This is a genomic window from Thiomicrospira sp. WB1 (genome assembly GCF_001507535.1).
GTDB lineage: Bacteria > Pseudomonadota > Gammaproteobacteria > Thiomicrospirales > Thiomicrospiraceae > Hydrogenovibrio.
This window is the reverse complement of record NZ_LQBN01000001.1, coordinates 437,760-456,108: the sequence shown is the minus strand read 5'-3', so window position 1 is coordinate 456,108 and position 18,349 is coordinate 437,760. Positions and strand designations below refer to the sequence as shown.

Genomic DNA, 18,349 nt, shown 5'->3' with positions numbered 1-18,349 from the left:
AGCGATCAACGTTCCATGACAGAACTGAAGAAGTGTTGATTAAAAGAGTCGAAAAGATAGAGAGAATGGTGGCTACAGGTGGATTTGAACCACCGACCCCATCATTATGAGTGATGTGCTCTGACCAGCTGAGCTATGTAGCCTTGAAAAGATTTGGGTATTATAGATTTTATGATCCGCATGTCAAGCCCGGGCCCGGTTTTTTGTACTTTTCACCAGGCCTGGTAAGATTCGCCCTTCGAATCAGACATTAAAACGGAAGTGCATCACATCGCCGTCCTGGACGATGTATTCCTTGCCTTCCAATCGTTGCTTACCGGCGGCTTTGGCGCCCGCATCGCCTTGATGTTCGATGTAGTCATTGTAGGCGGTGACTTCGGCCCGGATAAAGCCTTTCTCGAAATCAGTATGAATCACGCCCGCCGCCTGGGGTGCCGTGGCGCCTTTTTTCACTGTCCAAGCACGTACCTCCTTGACCCCGGCGGTAAAGTAGGTTTGCAAGCCTAGCAGTTCATAGGCGGCGCGAATCAGGCGATCCAGCCCGGGTTCTTCCTGACCCATCTCGGCCAGAAATTCTGCTTTGTCTTCTTCATCCAGTTCCGCAATCTGTTCTTCGATTTCCGCACTGATCGGCACCACGATGGCGCCCTGCTCTTCGGCCAGCGCACGCACTTTGTCCAAAGCCGGATTGTTTTCAAACCCGTCTTCGTTCACATTCGCCACATACATCATGGGCTTGGTGGTCAGCAAGTGCAGGTCCTTGAGCTGTTCACGCTCGTCGTCGGTCAGATCAATCAAACGCACCAATGTGCCGTTTTCGACTTCGGCCAGGACTTTTTCATACAGGGCCTGTTTGGCCAGTGCCTGCTTGTCACCGCTTTTGGCGACTTTCTGCACTTTTTGCAACGCTTTTTCCAGTGACTCCATGTCGGCCAGCACCAGTTCCATATTGATGACTTCGATGTCATTAATCGGATCAATCTTACCGGCCACGTGCACGATGTCGTCATTCTCAAAACAACGTACCACCTGCACAATGGCATCGGTTTCACGGATATTGGCCAGGAATTTGTTGCCCAGCCCCTCGCCTTTGGACGCGCCTTCAACCAGACCCGCGATGTCCATAAAGTCCACCGTGGCGGAAATGGTTTTTTCCGGCTTGACGATCTCGGCCAGTGCCCGTTCGCGCGGATCAGGCACTGGCACCACGCCGACATTGGGTTCAATGGTGCAAAACGGGTAGTTTTCTGAATCAATGCCTGCATTGGTCAAGGCGTTGAAAAGGGTGGATTTGCCAACATTGGGCAAACCGACGATGCCACATTTGATGCCCATAAACGATTGCTCCTTGCGAAAATAACGGGGCAGTCACGCCGCCCGATCAGGTTTGTGTGTGCAGCTGTTGCATGGCGGCGTCACGCTCACCTTTGACCAAGGGTTCCAGGACTCGAACCGCTTCATCAATGGCCGTCATAATGGCTTGTTGATCCGTTTTGGAGGCCGCTTTTAATACATATTGAACCACTTGATCCCGGTGCCCGGGATGACCAATGCCCAGACGCAGGCGTTGGAAGTCCTTGGTGCTCAAGGCAGCGATGGTATCACGCAGGCCATTATGCCCTCCGTGCCCGCCACCGGTTTTGAGCCGTGCGACCCCCGGTTCGAGATCCAGTTCGTCGTGCACCACCAGGATTTCTTCGGGGTCAATTTTATAAAAGTGCGCGATGGCCTGAATGGCCTGACCGCTGCGATTCATGTAGGTGGTGGGTTTGAGCAACCAGACGTCCATGTTCGGCTGCTGAATGCGGGCGACCTGCCCCAGGAATTTGGTCTCTGGACGCCATTGCACCTGATACGTCTGTGCAACGGCGTCCACAAACCAAAAACCCGCATTATGGCGGGTTTGATCATACTGTGCCCCGGGGTTACCGAGGCCGACAATCAATTTTATCCGAGCCATAAGCGGGTCTTTGATCGCTTAACGCGCATTCAATTTATACGGCGCGTTTGATTTTGCCAATGCCGACCACGGCCTGGTCATAATCCTTGTTGCCGTGAGTCAGTGCCGTCAGGGTCACACCTTCTGGCAAGGTCAGTTCAGACAGACGGATATTCATACCGCCGTCCAGACCGGACACATCCACATCAATGGAGGTTGGCAGGTTTTTGGTCAGGCAGCGCACTTCCACTGTGGACTGCATGAACGACATGATCCCACCTTTTTTCACGCCGGGTGCATTTTCCTGACCGTTGAAGTTCAGAGGCACACGCTTGGTGATGTAAGTTGAATCGGTCGCACGCTGAAAGTCGATGTGCGAAACAAATCCAGTCGCCGGGTGACGCTGCAGATCTTTGATCACGCAGCTTTCTTTGTCGCCCGCACCGTCCAGGGTCAAGACCGTGTTATACAAATCCACGTTATCCAGTGCACGCTCAACTTCGCGGCTGGACAAAGCGATGGATTTGGCATCCTTTCCACCACCGTAGACGATGGCCGGAACTTTCTTCGCTCGACGAAGGCGGCGGCTCGCACCTTTCCCCTCTTCCGAACGAAGTTCGGCTGTCCATGTTAAATCAGTCATTGGTTTCTCCAGTTTTCATCACAGTTTTCACTGTTATCGAAGGCCAAACAGGCCCAATTACGCCTTGTCCGCGACCAGACAAGGCATTAAAGAGCGGTATTATACGGATTTCAAATCAAATGAAAAGGGCTCGTGCCCTCGGGTGGTATCAAAAACCACCAGGCCTGGTAAAAAGGTGAGGGGCAACTAAGAACGGATCGGCATAATTTCAGACACCGACTCTTCCTGATGCACGCGGCGAATGGTTTCACCCAGCACCGGTGCCACCGAAACCTGACGGATACGTTCGGAATTCAGAGCTTCTTCGGACAATGGGATGGTGTCAGTCACCACCAGTTCGGTCAGTGCGGACTGATTGATGTTTTCGACCGCCGGCCCGGACAAAACGGCATGCACCACATAGGCGGTCACGCTTTTGGCACCGTGCTCAATCAACGCATTCGCGGCTTTGCACAAGGTACCGGCTGTGTCCACCAGATCGTCCACCAGAATACAATCTCGGCCTTTGACATCGCCGATGATGTGCATGATCTGCGCCACATTAGCCTTGGGGCGACGCTTATCGATGATCGCCATTTCACAGCCCAGTGCCTTGGCCACGGCGCGTGCTCGAACCACCCCGCCCATGTCCGGCGACACCACCATCATATTATCATCCGCGATGTGCCCGGACGCGCGCATGTCGTCCACCAGTGTGGGGGACCCATAGATGTTGTCCACGGGAATGTCGAAAAAGCCCTGAATCTGGTCCGCGTGAAGATCAACCGTAATCAGACGATCGGCACCGGCGACCGTGATCATGTCGGCGGCCAGTCGTGCCGTGATCGGCACGCGCGCTGAATTGGGACGACGATCCTGACGGGCGAAACCGTAATAAGGCACCACGGCGGTGATGCGTTTGGCCGATGCGCGTTTAAGCGCATCGATCATCACCAACAGTTCCATCAGGTTGACCGCCGGTTCCGGTGTACAGGTCGGCTGCAGGACATACACATCCTTGCCACGAACGGATTCATTGATCTGAACCATGATTTCGCCGTCACTGAAACGACCGACATCGGCTTGTCCCAACGGGATATCAATGGAAGAGGAAATGCTTTCGGCGAGGCTGACATTGGCGTTACCGGCGAACAACCGGACGTTGGCGTATGCGTAGGCCATTCAGGCGCTCCTATGGCGGGAACCAGGAAACTGTTGCTTTGAGAATTCGGTAAGAAAATGGCTGGGCTAGCAGGATTCGAACCTGCGCATGACGGGATCAAAACCCGTTGCCTTACCGCTTGGCTATAGCCCAACTGTCAGTTTTTTGCTGTGTCCTTAAGACAGGTCGGTATTATCCATACTCAGAACACGAAATCAACCAAAAATTAATTTTTCCCAGGGTTTTTCCGAGAAAAATGCCTTACCGGGCGTATCGAAATCTTAACATCAAATGCGAGAGAATGCTTTCGAGCCTAAGAGGCTTTCAGGCGTCGAATCAATTTCTGCAAAGGTGCGTGATCCGGAAACGTCGCCTGATGCTTCTGCCAAAGCGCCCGCGCTTCGTCCGTGTGGCCATTTGCCCACAGCACTTCAATCAGATGCGCGAGCACTTCCGGGTCCATCTGCATGCTTAACGCCTTACGCAGATAACGCTCGGCTTCATTCAGAGCTCCTTTCTTGTAGGCCAACCAGCCACGGCTGTCCAGAATATGATACTGGCCAGGTGCCAAGGCCACCGCCCGATCCAACAGCTCGGTCGCTTTTTCCAGCTCGCGGTCCTGCTCCACATAAAAATAACCCAGCGCGTTCAACAACTCGGCGTGGTCAGGGGCTTGTGCCAAGGCCCGGGTCAACGTCTGCTCATACGCCTCAAACCGATTTAACTCAAACGCCAGCATTGCTTGCTGCAAATAAAGAGAGACATTATCCGGCGCCAGCTCGATGGCCTGCTGATAAACCGTGATCGCCTCATCCAGCTCGCCCGCCTTGCGATAAAACAGTGCCTTGGCCCGCAACACCTTGACTTGATCGTCCGTGGCCTCAGGTGACAATTCGGCCAGCGTCGCCAACGTCGCTGCAAGCCCTTTCTGCTCGAACGCCAGTTCCGCCAGATGCAGACGCGCATCCAGCTCATATTCGCTTTCCAGTACCAATTGATAATAAGTGCGTGCCTGTGCCAACTGCCCGGCCTGCTGAGCGATGCGCCCCAGATAATAACGAGCGACCGATTCAAACCCTTCGACGCCTTCCAGGGTTTTCAAAGGGTCCATGGCACCGGCGTAATCCCCCTGCTCCATTCGCAGCAATGCAAGCGCCAGACGAGTTTGATGCGATTGCGGCCGGTGATTCACCACCGCCTGATAGCGTTGCTCGGCCTGACGGTAATAGCCCGCCTTGACTTCAAGCCGAGCATAGCGTTCCTGCATCGCCCAGTCGTCCGGGTAGGTTTTGACGTAATCGGCCAGCACATCCAATCCCGATTGCGCCTGTTGCGCCCCCAGATAAGATTCGGCCAACAACAAGCGAGCCTGACGGTATATCTTCAACAGCCATGGCTGTGCAAACGCATCGTCTTGTGCTCCCTGCAACTGTTTGCGCAGAGCCGCGGGCCATCCCGGCGTCACCTCGGAAAGCATCACTTCCAGTCCACCAGCGGCCTGTTTAAAGAAACGGATGGCCTGATCGTATTGCTGATAGGCATGCAGAATCAAACCCATGCCATACTGGGCGGTGGCCCGATCCGGATGCGCCTGCAACAACCACTGCATAAAATCCAGTGCTGCCTCTCCCGGCGCCGTTTGACGCAAACGCATGGCCGCCTGCACCAGATCTTCATCCAGGCTTTGATCGGATACGGCCCGATAGCGCTGCCAATGCTCTCGCGCTCTGGTCTGATCGCCCTCACGCACCGCCATCAGGTATGACGCCTTCCAGGCCACGGACGACTCCGGCGACACATCCCGCCACAAATTCGTGGCCGCCTGAATCGCCTCCAGATCAAAGGTCGCCATAGACAATTGAAACGCCCGTTCCGCCAAGCCCGGATCGCGCGTTTGCTGCGCTAACGGGAACAAAATACTGAAGGCTTCGTTTTGCGCGCCCTTGAGAGCCAGCATTTCTCCCAGCAGCACTTCATACATAACCTGTGGGTCCAGCTCTGTGGCCGAGGGCGGCTTGGTGTTACGTGGGGGACGAGCCTGCCCCTCATCCGTTTGGCCGGAAGCCACCCCAGTGGAAGGGTCCGTCAGGGTCGGGGCCGGCGCAAATTCAGCCGAGCGCTTGAGCGCCGCTTCGCGCTCCTGCGAAGTCATGCCTGCGCAGCCACTGAGGCCACCCAACACCAAGCCCAACACCAAGCCCAACACCAACACCTGCTTTAACCGCACAAAGACCACCTTCCGCCGCTTGATATGAAACAGACAAATCATACCACCCTTGACCCTGTGTGCAAGCCAAACCCCGACCCGCCACTGCCTCAGCCACCCGCGCTCAAGCGTCTGAAAACTTGCATTTAAGCCAATAATTTAGCAAAATTAGCGGTTTGGTGGCGCCGCACGAGACGGTGCCCGGCATTGGTCAGCGCGGATTCACCAGCGTAAGGAAACAGGCAGCTTAAACCGTATGAAACTATTGGTATTAGGGGTCAATCATGAAACGGCGCCTGTCGACGTCCGTGAGACAGTCGCCTTTTCGCCTGACCAGGTACAGGAGGCACTGGCACAGTTGCGTCGTGACGGGCTGGCGAATGAAGCCATTCTGGTGTCCACCTGCAACCGCACCGAACTCTATGCCATTCTAAAACAGGCCACCCCGCCGGACCTGCGACGCTGGCTGCATCAGCGCTTTGATCTGAAAGAAAACAGCATCGACCCGTTCCTCTACGAATACGAAGAGCTGGCAGCCGTGCGACACATGATGTGTGTGGCCAGCGGCCTCAACTCCCTGGTCCTGGGCGAACCTCAGATTCTGGGGCAGATCAAAGACGCCTACCACGCAGCCAAAAAAGCCGACAGCGTGCATCAGGTTCTCAACGCGCTGATGCAGCACATTTTCAAAACCGCCAAACAGGTTCGCACCGATACCGCCATCGGCTCCAGCCCGGTGTCGGTGGCGTTTTCTGCGGTAGCCCTGTCCAAACAGTTTTTCGGCCAGCTGTCGGAACAGACCGCCCTGCTGCTGGGCGCGGGTGAAACCTCGGAGCTGGTGGCCCGCCACCTGCATGAAAGCGGCATCGGCCATTTGATTATTGCCAACCGCACCCTGGAAAAAGCGCACAATCTGGCCGAAGACCTGGGTGGGTATGCGATTAACCTGCAGGAAATCGATAACCATCTGCACGAGGCGGACATGATTATTGCCTCCACCGGTGCACCCGACTGTCTGCTCCACAAGGAACAGGTGGCGCAGGCGCTGAAAAAGCGACGCAATAAACCCATGTTCATGGTCGACATTGCCGTACCTCGTGATATTGATCCCGACATCGCGCAGTTTAACGACACCTACCTTTATACCGTGGACGATCTGCAAGCCATCATTGAAGAAAACAAACGCTCACGCCAGGATGCCGCCCAGGCGGCTGAAGAAATCATCGACCTTCAGGCGCACGCTTTTCTGACTCAGTACCAGGCCACCCAACAGGTCAACCCAATCATACAGGGCTTTCGTCAGCAGGCGCATGACCTCAAAGCACAAGCACTGGAACAGGCTTTAGTGCAGCTGGAACATGGCAATGACCCCCAACAGGTGGTCACCAAACTGGCCAATCAACTGACCAACAAAATTCTCCACGGCCCGACCACCCAGCTGCATCAGGCCGGGCTCGAAGGCGAACAGGCGCTGGTCAGCGCGGCCGAACAACTGTTGCTTGCCTCCGAGCCGTCCCAAAAGACCGAATCACCGTCATCAGCGCACGCCGAAACCACCCCGCCTCCATCCGCCCCGGCGTCCGCTCAAACCGCCTCTTGCGCACAACCTTCTGCGCCATCGGCGCGCGCTTCGCAATCCCATCGGACTTTTTTTCAGGTCAAACCTTCGGACGCTCTCTAGCCTGCGCCCTATTTAACCGCCCCTTTTACTGACGCACGGGAGTTTTATGAAGCCGTCAATTCGTACAAAATTACAACATTTGGCCGAACGCCTGGACGAAGTAGGTCATCTGATCTCCGATCCGGAGGTGATTGCCGACCAGAAAAAATTCCGCCAACTGACCAAAGAGCACTCGCAACTGACGCCGGTGATCGAAGCCTTCTCGACCTTTGAGGCCAATGAAGATGCCATTGACGAAGCCAGAGAAATGATTCGCCTCGAAAGCGGCGAACTGAAGGAAATGGCACAGGAAGAACTCAAGGAACTGACGGCTCAGCAGGAAACATTGGAAACGCAACTGCAGACCATGCTCCTGCCCAAAGACCCCAATGACGACGCCAACATTTTCCTGGAAATCCGGGCGGGGACCGGTGGGGATGAAGCCGCCATTTTTGCCGGCGACCTGTTTCGCATGTACAGCCGTTATGCCGAACTCAAACGCTGGCAGGTGGAAATCATCAGTGCCACCGAAGGCGAACACGGTGGCTACAAGGAACTGATCGCGCGCATTGTGGGCGAAGGTGCCTATTCCAATCTGAAATTTGAATCCGGCGCCCATCGGGTTCAGCGCGTGCCCGCCACCGAAACCCAGGGACGCGTGCACACCTCGGCCGCCACGGTCGTGATCATGCCCGAGGCCGATGAAGTCGAACAGGTTGATATTAACCCCGCCGATCTGCGCGTGGACACGTTTCGCGCCTCAGGCGCCGGCGGCCAACATGTCAACAAAACCGATTCCGCCATCCGCATTACCCACCTGCCCACCGGCACGGTGGTGGAATGCCAGGAAGAGCGCTCTCAGCACAAAAACCGGGCCAAAGCCATGTCTTTACTGGCCGCACGCATCATGGCCGAACGCGAAAAAGCTCAGGCTCAGGACATTGCCCAAGAGCGCAAAAACCTGGTAGGCAGTGGCGATCGCTCCGAGCGGATTCGCACCTACAACTACCCGCAGGGACGCGTCACCGACCACCGCATCAACCTGACCCTCTACAAACTGGATGACGTGATGCAGGGCCAACTGGCGCAGGTGATTGATCCGCTGATTCACGAACATCAGGCCGAACAGCTGGCCGCACTGAGTCAGGGCGACGCGTGAGCGATGTGCAGACGTATGAACAGGCGCGCCAGACCGGTCGTGCCTATCTAAGCCAGCACCAGCCCGGGGATGAAGTTGCCCTGGAGGTGGACCTGTTGCTGATGGCGGTGACCGAGCAGTCCCGCGCCGCGTTATTGACCTGGCCGGAACGCACCCTCACCCTTGAAGAGCAACAGCGTTTTGACGCGCTGCTCAAACGTCGTATGCAAGGCGAACCCATCGCATACATTTTAGGTCAACGAGCATTCTGGGGGCTCTCGCTTCGCGTGACGCCCGATACGTTGATCCCGCGCCCGGACACCGAGCTTTTGGTGGAAACCGCGATTGACCTGTATCAGACGCATGGCCAAACCCACCAGGCCTGGTCATTTTTGGATCTGGGCACCGGCAGCGGGGCCATTGCCTGCGCTCTCAAACACAGTTTGCCGCAATGCACCTGCACCGGAGTGGATCGCAGTGACGCGGCCCTGGCCGTTGCCCGCGAAAACGCGCAAGCCCATGATTTAGACATCCAGTGGCTTGCGGGCGACTGGTTCGCGCCCGTCACGGGCCAGCGTTTTGATTGCATTGTCGCCAACCCACCCTACATTGACCCCAGTGATGCGCACCTGACGCAGGGGGACCTGCGCTTTGAACCCCAAAGCGCCCTGATTGCAGCCGATCAGGGCATGGCCGATTTGCGTCACATCATCGAGCAGGCGCCGTTCCACCTCAAACCGGGCGGCTGGTTGGTGCTGGAACATGGCTACGATCAGCAGGACGCCATGCAAGCCTGTTTTCAACCGGCTCACTGGCAGTCACCGGTCACCCACAAGGATCTGGGCGGCCAGCCACGTGTCACCCTGGCGCAATACCAACCCAACCCAAAAGGTGCCTCATGAATGAATTAAGCGATGCAGAACTGATTCGCTACAGCCGTCAGATTCTATTGCCGGAAATCGGTTATGAAGGTCAAACCCAGCTGCGCAACAGCCACGCCCTGATCATTGGCTTGGGCGGGCTGGGGTCCCCCGTAGCCCTGTATCTGGCGGCGGCGGGCCTCGGCCACTTAACCCTGGTCGACTTTGATGACGTGGACACCTCCAATCTACAACGTCAGATCATCCACGATCAAGCCAGCGTGGGGCTTTCCAAAGTGGCTTCGGCCGAAGCTCGCATCGCTCGCCTCAACCCCAACACAACCGTGACCGCCCACCCCCAGAAGCTGGATGAAACCGACATGGCACGCTGCATTCACAACGCCGATGTGGTGGTGGACGCCAGTGACAATTTTGCCACCCGCTTTTTGCTCAACCGCCTTTGCCATCGGGCACACACCCCGCTGGTTTCCGGCGCCGCCATTCGCTGGGAAGGCCAGCTGAGCACCTTCGATTTTCGCCAGCACAGCACGCCCTGCTATCAGTGTCTCTATCCCGACACCAGTCAAGCCGATGCCAGTTGCGCTCAGAATGGCGTGGCCGCACCCGTCGTGGGCGCCATCGGCAGCCTCCAGGCATTGGAGACCATCAAGGTTCTGGCAGGATTGGAAACGTTGCAGGGGGTCCTGCTTCTAATGGATGGTTTGCACATGCAATGGCGGCGTTTGAACCTGACGTCCGACCCGGATTGCCCGGTTTGTCAGGCGGCCCACGCTTAATCCTTGCCGCTTGTCTGATCCTTATCGACCTGAATCACCACTCGGCGGTTCAAAGAACGCCCGTAAGCGGACTCATTGGAGGCAACCGGGTCGTTATCGCCTTTGCCCACAATCGTGACCAGATCTTTATTGACCCCCATGTAAATGAAGGTACGGGCAATGGTTGCCGCGCGTGCGGCAGACAGCTCCCAATTGGAGGGAAACTGAAGGTTGGAAATGGGCAGGCTGTCGGTGTAACCGGTCACCGTGATCGGCTGACCGCGTCCGGCCAGGGTTTCCCCCAGCTTTTCCAGTTCTTCTCGCGTTTTGTCGGTAATATTGGCTCGCCCGCTCTCAAAGAAACTGTCTGAATGCAGCGTGATTTTGGTGTATTCGTCGGTTTCTTCAATATCGATGTCTTTCGGGTTCATCCCGGACATGGAATCACTGATCTCTTCGGGTGAAACCGGAGGCTTCAGCTCTTCAATCGGCACAATCTGATCCGACGCCGAGGATGACTCGGACACACTGATCTTTTCCGAGCCGCCTTTGCCGACCAGCGAATCGACAAAACTTTGACGGTCGCTTGGATCGACGATCGAAATCAGCCACATCACCAGAAAAAAGACCATCAGAACGGTCATCAGGTCGGCCAGGGCAATCTCCCAGGCACCGCCTTCGCCGCCTTCTTCCTCATTTTTTTTGCGTCGCTTAGCCATAAAAATTCAGGGTTCCGATCAGGACTCCATCAAACAATCAATCATTCCGCGGGAGCGCAAATTCAGGCGGCACACGCTGGCGCGCCACCTCCATCGCCATACTGGGCGAGACGCCGTGTGCAAAGGCCACAAAAAACGAGGCGGTCATCTCAAACAGCGCACGATCCTGTCGAATCATAATTTCAATCGAATGCGTAAACGGCGCAAACACCGCAAACGCAAAAAAGATCCCGGTCAGGGTTCCGACCAGCGCCGCCCCGATCGAGGTCCCGATCTTGGCCACATCCATGTCACCACCCAACAGGTTCATGGTCAGAATCACCCCCATGACGGCCGCAATGATCCCGTACCCGGGCATCAGAGCGGTCAGTTTTCCGGTGGCACGTGGAACCTCCGACATGGATTCGATCAAGTCATCAATCTGGTCGTGCAGAAATTCTTCAAAATTCAGACTTTGCGGCGGGTTGAGCAGCAGATAGTTAAAGTTATCAATGATAAAACGACGCAAATCCCGATGCTTTAGCACGGTTGGGTACTTGGCAAAAATGGAACTGCTGTCGGGCTCGGCAATGTGATTCTCCAAGGCCAGCAGCCCTTCGGAACGGGCCAGTCGTGACAGATCGTCCAGAAGATCCAGCGTTTCCAGATAAAGACGTTGTTTAATCCGCCCGCCTGAAAAAAACCGACCGGTATAAACCATCGTGCGCTTCCAGACATAAACCGGCGTCGCCCCTAAAAACGTACCCAGGCCCAGCCCAAGAATCACCACGAGTTCGGCAGGATGCCATAAGGCAATCAGCTCGCCTCCGGCCATCATAAAACCACCGAACAAACTGCCCAATATCACCAAAATTGCAAAAGGTTTTGCGAACATAAATTACGTCTTTTTTAAACCACTTGTCTTGAGCCCTTTACATTGTGCAAAGAACACCTATTGCCCGTCCGACCCAGATTGGCGCATCATGATGACCATCGAAATAGGGCCAGCCTGCCATCGGCCCTAAGCAAAAAGCAAAAACAATACCAACCAGACTCGTTCAAACCGAGTCGGCCGAATGGGTCAAGACAGGCGCCTCCAGAGAAGGCCCATCACAAGGGAAACAAAGTGTCAGAATCGCCCGAAACGGGCAAACACTTTCTACAAACATCACAGGATAATAACAACCGACCGAAATCAAACGCCCTTAATCCGCCAGACGGATCTGATCGGCTTTTTTGAGGGTTCGAGGCAGACTCATGCCACGGCTGGCCCGTTGCCCCATGGCACTTTCAATCGCGGAAGGGCCAAAGACTTTGCCGTAATCCCCCGCCACAATTTCCAGTTTCTGTCCGGCTGAAAAGGCAAACACCGCACGCACGGACACGCCTTTTGGCAGTTGAATCAATTTATTGCCCTTGCCTTTGGCCAGCGTGGGCAACTGATCACGCTCAAACACCAGCAGACGGGGTTCATCCGTCACCACGGCAATCAGGTCTTCGGCTTTGACCGAGCTGGGCGTCAACAGGGTTGCGCCTTTGGGCAGCGTCATCGCCGCTTTCCCCGCCTTGGTTTTGGAAATCAGGTTGGATAACTGGGTGATAAACCCGAAGCCGGCAGACGAGGCCAAGACCACTTCCTGCGACGGATCGCCCAACAGCACTTCCTGAAACTGCGTGCCTGCAGCCGGGTTCAATCGGCCGCTTAAAGGTTCACCATGGCTGCGCGCAGAGGGCAAGGTGTGCGCCGGCACGCAATAAGCACGCCCTCGATTGTCCAGAAACACGGTCTGCTGGCGGCTCTGGCCCGATGCCTGGGAGCGGAACGCGTCCCCGGACTTGTAGGTCAGTTGCCGTCCGTCCACGTCATGACCTTTGGCGGCACGTACCCAGCCGTTTTCCGACAGGATCACCGTCACCGGCTCCGAGGGCAGCAAATCCTGCTCGCTAAGCGCTTGGGCGGGAGCGACGTCTTCGATCGGCGAACGACGCGCATCGCCATATTCCTCGGCATCGGCCCGCAGTTCTTTTTTCACCAGAGTTTTCAGGCGCGCCTGACTGCCCAGGGTTTTTTCCAGCCAGTCACGCTCTTTGGCCAACTCATCCTGTTCGGACTTGATCTTGATTTCTTCCAGCTTGGCCAACTGGCGCAATTTCAATTCCAGAATCGCCTCCGCTTGGCGTTCACTGAGATCGAAGCGTCGGATCAATTCTGCCTTGGGCTTGTCTTCCTCCCGAATGATGGCAATGACCTCATCAATGTTCAAAAACGCCAGCAACAACCCTTCGAGAATATGCAAGCGGTCCAACACCTTGTCCAGACGGTGCTGCAGGCGTCGGCGGACGGTTTCCATGCGATAGGCGAGCCACTCCGTTAACAGCCCGTGCAGTGTTTTCACCTGCGGGCGCCCGTTCAAACCGATCACATTCAGGTTGACCCGATAACTGCGTTCCAGATCGGTGGTGGCAAACAGATGGCGCAGGGTCGCCTCCACATCCACCCGGCGCGAACGCAACTCCAACACCAGACGAATCGGGTTTTCATGATCCGACTCGTCACGCAAATCCACCACCATCGGCAGTTTTTTTGCGCGCATCTGGCTGGCAATCTGCTCCAACACCTTGGCCCCGGACACCTGAAATGGCAAGGCGTCGATCACCACATTCACCTTGTCTTCAACCGTGTAATGCGCGCGCTGACGAATGGACCCATTGCCGGTTTCGTACATGCGGATGCGTTCGGCTTCGGGCGTGATCACCAGCGCGTCATTAGGATAATCCGGTGCCGGCAGATACTGGCAAAGCTCCGCCACACTCAGTTTGGGGTTGTCCAGTAATGCGACACAGGCCTCAACCACCTCGCGCAGATTATGCGGCGGAATGTCAGTGGCCATCCCCACCGCGATGCCCGAGGTGCCATTTAAGAGCACGTGCGGCACGCGTGCAGGCAAACTGGAAGGCTCCTGCAGGGTGCCATCGAAATTAGGCACCCAGTCAACCGTCCCCTGAGCCGCTTCCTGCAGCAGCAGCTGGCTGAATTTAGACAGTTTGGCTTCGGTGTAGCGCATGGCGGCAAACGATTTCGGATCATCCACCGAGCCCCAGTTCCCCTGACCGTCCACCAGCGGATAGCGAAAGGAAAAAGATTGGGCCATCAACACCATGGCTTCGTAACAGGCCGAATCCCCGTGCGGGTGAAATTTCCCCAGTACATCCCCCACGGTTCGGGCCGATTTTTTGTATTTGGCCGAGGCTTTCAGTCCCAACTCGGACATCGCGTAAATAATGCGGCGCTGCACTGGCTTGAGTCCATCGCTGATGTGCGGCAACGCCCGGTCCAGAATCACATACATGGCATAATCGAGGTATGCCTTTTCAGTAAAGGTGGCGACCGACTGGGTTTCAATGCCGTCGTAATTGATGCTTTGCTGACTCACGTTGTTCGGGCCTCTTGTCTAGTCAAGGTCTTGCCTGTAAAAGAAGGGTCATCTGAATGCGAGCGCCCTGTCTTTTTTACCAGGCCTGGTAAAAAAGACAGGCAGCACTCTTCAATCCGATTCTCTGGTGCCGGTCTTGCCAATCGCACAGGAGACAAACGATTTGGCTTTCGCGCCCAAGGCGGAAACGCCGCTGACCGTACCCGCGACCGGGTAACCCAGCCGGGCAAGTTCGGCCTGCACTGTTTCCAGATTGTCCGCCTCGACGCTCACCTGACCTGCCTCAATGTTCACCGTGACCGATGCGACCCCTTCCAACTGGCTTAATTTGCGTTCGATCTGACCGGCACAGCCGCCGCATTTAATGTTTTCGACCGTCAGGGTTTCTGTATACATCGGTGGTGACCTTTGTGGTTGAGACGCTTGCATTCATGGACTTGTTGCGTTGTTTTGCTTTATCATAAAGCTTTTCAGGACACAGTCAACGATCCTCACTATGCTTGCAACCGCCTCACCCAAAGGTGCCGAGCGCCGCCGGGCCGAACGCGTCTCCACCGAGCGTCCGGTCGAGATCCATTTCTCGCAACCATCGCCCTCGGACGACACGGATGCGCTGCGCGGTACCATGCTCGACATTTCGGTTCTCGGGGCCGGCTTTGTCTCCGACGCCCCCGTCCCTGACGGTGAAACCGTAACGTTGGATTTCCGACTGCCCAATGCCGGTGCCCAGCCCTTGCACATTCAGGCGCAAAGTCGTCACAGCGTCAAGGTCCGCAGGCAATACCTGACCGGGGTGGAATTCGTCGACCTCAATCCTTACACCCAGCATCAGATCCAGGATTTCATTCGCAGACACCATACGGTGGATCATCTGTGATGCGATTTACCATGAGACGCCTGCCATGAGCCTGTTTCACGCCCCCTCCACTCAAACCGACCGCAAAGTCATCGTCAAGGGTCAGACCGTCGAAGTCGAAGGTCGCTTGCTGGAAATTTCCACCAAGGGGCTGGCCATCGAAAGCCCCAAAAACGCGGCCATTGGCATTCGTCTTGAAACACGGTTCGAATTGCCCGCGCTTGGCGAATTCAACCAAATGAACCTGCATGGCATTGTGCGCGAACACCACGCCACTGAAAAGGGTTTTATGCTCTCATTGGAACTGGAAGAGCAGGACGCGCAGACCCTGGCCATCATTCAGGATTTTCTCGACTACAAACAGCGGTTGCATGACTTGAGCGAACAATACGGTTACAAAGCCAGCAACCCGACCTGACCTGCGCTATTTTGCCCCGGTATCAGACCGACGCTCGGCCAGACGCTTTGACAGCGTAGGTCGCCCGGATGCTTTTTTACCGTCATCGCCCGACAGCTTGCGCACGGCTTTTTGCAGCAACACGCTGTTGGGGTAGGACAACCACTGACCGTTCGTCTCTTCCAGAATCACGTGAAAAAGCGTGATTTCCACGATCCGACCCTGCACACTGGACGCCCCGTCAATCACTTCCATGCGATCACCGATGCGAATCGGAAACACAAAGAAAATCAGCACACCTGCCGTAATGTTACTGAGAATCGACCACTGAGCCACCAGTGCCACCGCCAGCATCGCCAGCACCGAGGTGGCCACCACCACCAGACCTTTGTAATCCACCCCCCAGGCCAGTAGCAGGGCCACCCCGGCCAGAATGGTCAACACGGCCCGGAAGTATTTGTAGATCTGTTGGTAGCGGCCGTCGGACACCTGTTTGAAATCACTGAGCTTTCGAATCAATGTTTTCGAGGCATGATTCAGGGCCCAAAACCCCAAAACAATCAAACCACTGGAAACCAGAACGCCTTGAGAAATCATGTCACACCACCTCGGCCAGATCGCCTTTTTCTTCCAGCCAGGCACGCCGGTCGGCCGAACGTTTTTTGGCGAGTAATTTATCCATCATCGGCTCGGTGTCTTCTTCGTCCAGCGCCAACTGAATCAGGCGCCGGGTGGCCGGTTGCATGGTGGTTTCCCGCAGCTGCACCGGGCTCATTTCCCCCAGACCTTTGAACCGAGTCACCTGAACCTTACCCGGCATTTTTTCCGCCTGAATCCGATCCAGCAACCCTTCACGTTCCGACTCGTCCAGGGCATAAAATACCTGCTTGCCGACATCGACCCGATACAAAGGGGGCATCGCCACATACACATGGCCGTTTTGAACCAGCCGCGGAAAATGCTTCACAAACAAGGCGCAGATCAAAGTGGCAATGTGCGCCCCATCCGAATCGGCATCGGCGAGAATGCAAATCTTGCCATAACGCAGACCGGACAAATCTTCCGAATCCGGATCAACCCCGATGGCAACCGAAATGTCATGAATTTCATTAGACGCCAGCACCTCGGACGAATCGACCTCCCAGGTATTGAGAATTTTGCCCCGCAACGGCATGATCGCCTGAAACGTTTTGTCTCGGGCCTGTTTGGCTGAGCCGCCAGCCGAGTCGCCCTCCACCAGAAACAGTTCGGTCATGTTCAGATCCGATTCGGTACAGTCAGCGAGCTTACCGGGCAAAGCCGGACCCGAGGTAATCTTCTTGCGCGTGACCTTTTTGGCTTTTTTATTGCGGCTTTGCGCATTGCGAATCACCAGTTCCGCAATCTGTTGCGCGGTTTCGGTATGCTGATTCAGCCATAAACTCAAACTGTCTTTCACCACCCCGGAGATAAACGGGACACACTCACGCGAGGACAGCCGCTCTTTGGTCTGGCCGGCAAATTGCGGTTCGCGCAGTTTGGCCGACAGCACAAAAGCCACATTCTGCCAGACATCTTCCGGGGTGATTTTGACGCCCCGCGGCAAGAGGTTATGAAATTCACAAAATTCTCGAAGGGCGTCTGTGGTTCCGGCGCGCAAGCCATTGACGTGCGTGCCGCCCTGAGGTGTGGGAATCAGGTTGACGTAACTTTCAAGCAGGGTTTCCGCCGGTTCCGCCAACCAGGTCATGGCCCAGTCCACGCCCTCGTGCTCTCCATGCGCTTCCCCCACAAAACCTTCATGAGGCACCCGTTCAATGCCTTCCAGCGCCTGATTCAGGTAATCACTCAGGCCCGACTGATAATACCAGGTGGTCTGCTCACCGGTCGACTCATCCAGAAACGAAATGGTCAACCCGGAGCAAAGCACCGCCTTGGCTCGCATCAGATGTTTGAGCTTGCCCAGGGCAAATTTCACGCTGTCAAAAAAACCGGCGTCCGGCCAGAAACGCAGTTTGGTGCCGGTGTTTTTCTTGCCCACCTTGCCCACGGCTTTGAGTGGTTCAACGCATTCGCCGGACGCAAACCCGATTTCATAGCGCTGACCGCCGCGTTTGATTTCAATGTCGACCTGTTTTGACAGGGCATTGACCACCGACACCCCCACGCCATGCAGGCCGCCAGCAAACTGATACGACTTACTGGAAAATTTCCCACCGGCGTGAAGCGTGCTCAAGATCACTTCAACGCCCGGTTTTTTCTGTTCGGGGTGTTCATCCACCGGCATCCCGCGGCCATTGTCAGCGACGGACATGGAGCCATCTGCATGATGCACCACCTCAATGGTGTCGGCGTATCCGGCCAGTGCCTCATCCACACTGTTGTCGATCACCTCCTGGGCCAAGTGATTGGGGCGGGACGTGTCGGTATACATGCCCGGGCGTTTTCGCACCGGGTCCAGGCCCGTCAACACTTCAATTTCGGCGGCATTATAGTCCTGGCTCACCCTGATCACTCCTTTTGATCGCTCCGCCCGCCATTGGCAAGGCATCGACAATTAGGTTAAGATACTTAGTCAAAACCCGGCACGAACACAACGTTGTGTCGACCGGCGCGAGTTAT

Annotated in this window: 17 protein-coding genes and 2 tRNA genes; 6 read left to right on the top strand and 13 right to left on the bottom strand. The window is 55.9% G+C overall.

The genetic code is table 11. The features are described from left to right. Positions 1-66: 66 nt before the first annotated feature. The 7 genes from AVO41_RS02080 to AVO41_RS02050 all read right to left on the bottom strand — a co-directional run bounded on the left by AVO41_RS02080 (position 67) and on the right by AVO41_RS02050 (position 5,950). Positions 67-143, bottom strand: a tRNA-Met gene (locus AVO41_RS02080). 100 nt (positions 144-243) lie between these two features. Next, a complete protein-coding gene (gene ychF / locus AVO41_RS02075) occupies positions 244-1,335 on the bottom strand; it encodes a redox-regulated ATPase YchF (protein WP_068581859.1) in 1,092 nt (363 codons plus the stop codon). Between the two features lie 46 nt (positions 1,336-1,381). Beyond that, the gene (pth, locus tag AVO41_RS02070; RefSeq protein ID WP_068581858.1) at positions 1,382-1,960 is read right to left on the bottom strand and encodes an aminoacyl-tRNA hydrolase; all 579 of its coding nucleotides are present in this window, start codon (positions 1,958-1,960) and stop codon (positions 1,382-1,384) included. A 34-nt stretch (positions 1,961-1,994) separates the two neighbouring features. After that, complete coding sequence (locus AVO41_RS02065; protein ID WP_068581855.1) at positions 1,995-2,582, bottom strand: 50S ribosomal protein L25/general stress protein Ctc; 588 nt, start codon at positions 2,580-2,582, stop codon at positions 1,995-1,997. Positions 2,583-2,768: 186 nt separating this feature from the next. Further along, positions 2,769-3,743 carry a ribose-phosphate pyrophosphokinase gene (locus tag AVO41_RS02060; protein WP_068581853.1) on the bottom strand — a complete coding sequence of 325 codons (975 nt, stop codon included), beginning with the start codon at positions 3,741-3,743 and terminating at the stop codon, positions 2,769-2,771. Between the two features lie 58 nt (positions 3,744-3,801). Next, positions 3,802-3,876: transfer RNA gene (locus AVO41_RS02055), tRNA-Gln, on the bottom strand. Between the two features lie 160 nt (positions 3,877-4,036). After that, positions 4,037-5,950: a tetratricopeptide repeat protein gene (locus AVO41_RS02050; RefSeq protein WP_160326773.1), complete on the bottom strand. Its 1,914-nt coding sequence runs from the start codon at positions 5,948-5,950 to the stop codon at positions 4,037-4,039. A 235-nt stretch (positions 5,951-6,185) separates the two neighbouring features. Between AVO41_RS02050 and hemA the strand changes: the two genes are divergently transcribed. The 4 genes from hemA to AVO41_RS02030 are packed head-to-tail and all read left to right on the top strand — an operon-like array spanning position 6,186 to position 10,384. After that, complete coding sequence (gene hemA / locus AVO41_RS02045) at positions 6,186-7,610, top strand: glutamyl-tRNA reductase (protein WP_068581846.1); 1,425 nt, start codon at positions 6,186-6,188, stop codon at positions 7,608-7,610. 46 nt (positions 7,611-7,656) lie between these two features. Continuing rightward, positions 7,657-8,748 (top strand): peptide chain release factor 1, encoded by a 1,092-nt coding sequence (gene prfA, locus AVO41_RS02040; protein ID WP_068581844.1) that lies wholly within the window; start codon positions 7,657-7,659, stop codon positions 8,746-8,748. Continuing rightward, on the top strand, positions 8,745-9,629 hold the full coding sequence (gene prmC, locus AVO41_RS02035) for a peptide chain release factor N(5)-glutamine methyltransferase (protein WP_082676435.1): 885 nt from the start codon (positions 8,745-8,747) through the stop codon (positions 9,627-9,629). Before prfA ends, prmC begins: the two co-directional genes overlap by 4 nt. Next, positions 9,626-10,384 (top strand): molybdopterin-synthase adenylyltransferase MoeB, encoded by a 759-nt coding sequence (locus tag AVO41_RS02030; RefSeq protein WP_068581841.1) that lies wholly within the window; start codon positions 9,626-9,628, stop codon positions 10,382-10,384. The genes prmC and AVO41_RS02030 overlap by 4 nt, the downstream gene beginning before the upstream one ends. On the opposite strand, the gene AVO41_RS02025 is transcribed toward AVO41_RS02030, so the two are convergent. The 4 genes from AVO41_RS02025 to AVO41_RS02010 form a co-directional block, all read right to left on the bottom strand. Then, the gene (locus AVO41_RS02025) at positions 10,381-11,082 is read right to left on the bottom strand and encodes a flagellar motor protein MotB (protein ID WP_068581837.1); all 702 of its coding nucleotides are present in this window, start codon (positions 11,080-11,082) and stop codon (positions 10,381-10,383) included. The two genes, AVO41_RS02030 and AVO41_RS02025, sit on opposite strands and share 4 nt — an antisense overlap. 37 nt (positions 11,083-11,119) lie before the next feature. After that, positions 11,120-11,956 (bottom strand): motility-associated protein, encoded by an 837-nt coding sequence (locus AVO41_RS02020; protein ID WP_068581834.1) that lies wholly within the window; start codon positions 11,954-11,956, stop codon positions 11,120-11,122. A gap of 310 nt (positions 11,957-12,266) precedes the next feature. Beyond that, positions 12,267-14,495 carry a DNA topoisomerase IV subunit A gene (parC, locus tag AVO41_RS02015; RefSeq protein ID WP_068581831.1) on the bottom strand — a complete coding sequence of 743 codons (2,229 nt, stop codon included), beginning with the start codon at positions 14,493-14,495 and terminating at the stop codon, positions 12,267-12,269. Between the two features lie 111 nt (positions 14,496-14,606). Beyond that, on the bottom strand, positions 14,607-14,891 hold the full coding sequence (locus AVO41_RS02010; RefSeq protein ID WP_068581828.1) for a heavy-metal-associated domain-containing protein: 285 nt from the start codon (positions 14,889-14,891) through the stop codon (positions 14,607-14,609). A 100-nt stretch (positions 14,892-14,991) separates the two neighbouring features. On the opposite strand from AVO41_RS02010, the gene AVO41_RS02005 reads away from it, so the two are divergent. Beyond that, positions 14,992-15,372 carry a PilZ domain-containing protein gene (locus AVO41_RS02005; RefSeq protein WP_068581825.1) on the top strand — a complete coding sequence of 127 codons (381 nt, stop codon included), beginning with the start codon at positions 14,992-14,994 and terminating at the stop codon, positions 15,370-15,372. A 25-nt stretch (positions 15,373-15,397) separates the two neighbouring features. Next, positions 15,398-15,769: a PilZ domain-containing protein gene (locus tag AVO41_RS02000; RefSeq protein WP_068581822.1), complete on the top strand. Its 372-nt coding sequence runs from the start codon at positions 15,398-15,400 to the stop codon at positions 15,767-15,769. Between the two features lie 6 nt (positions 15,770-15,775). Here AVO41_RS02000 and AVO41_RS01995 read toward each other — a convergent pair whose 3' ends face one another. Both AVO41_RS01995 and parE read right to left on the bottom strand, forming a co-directional pair. Next, positions 15,776-16,345, bottom strand: coding sequence for a mechanosensitive ion channel domain-containing protein (locus AVO41_RS01995; RefSeq protein WP_068581819.1), 570 nt, complete (start codon positions 16,343-16,345; stop codon positions 15,776-15,778). 1 nt (position 16,346) lies between these two features. Next, positions 16,347-18,278, bottom strand: coding sequence for a DNA topoisomerase IV subunit B (gene parE, locus AVO41_RS01990; protein ID WP_068581816.1), 1,932 nt, complete (start codon positions 18,276-18,278; stop codon positions 16,347-16,349). Positions 18,279-18,349 lie beyond the last annotated feature (71 nt).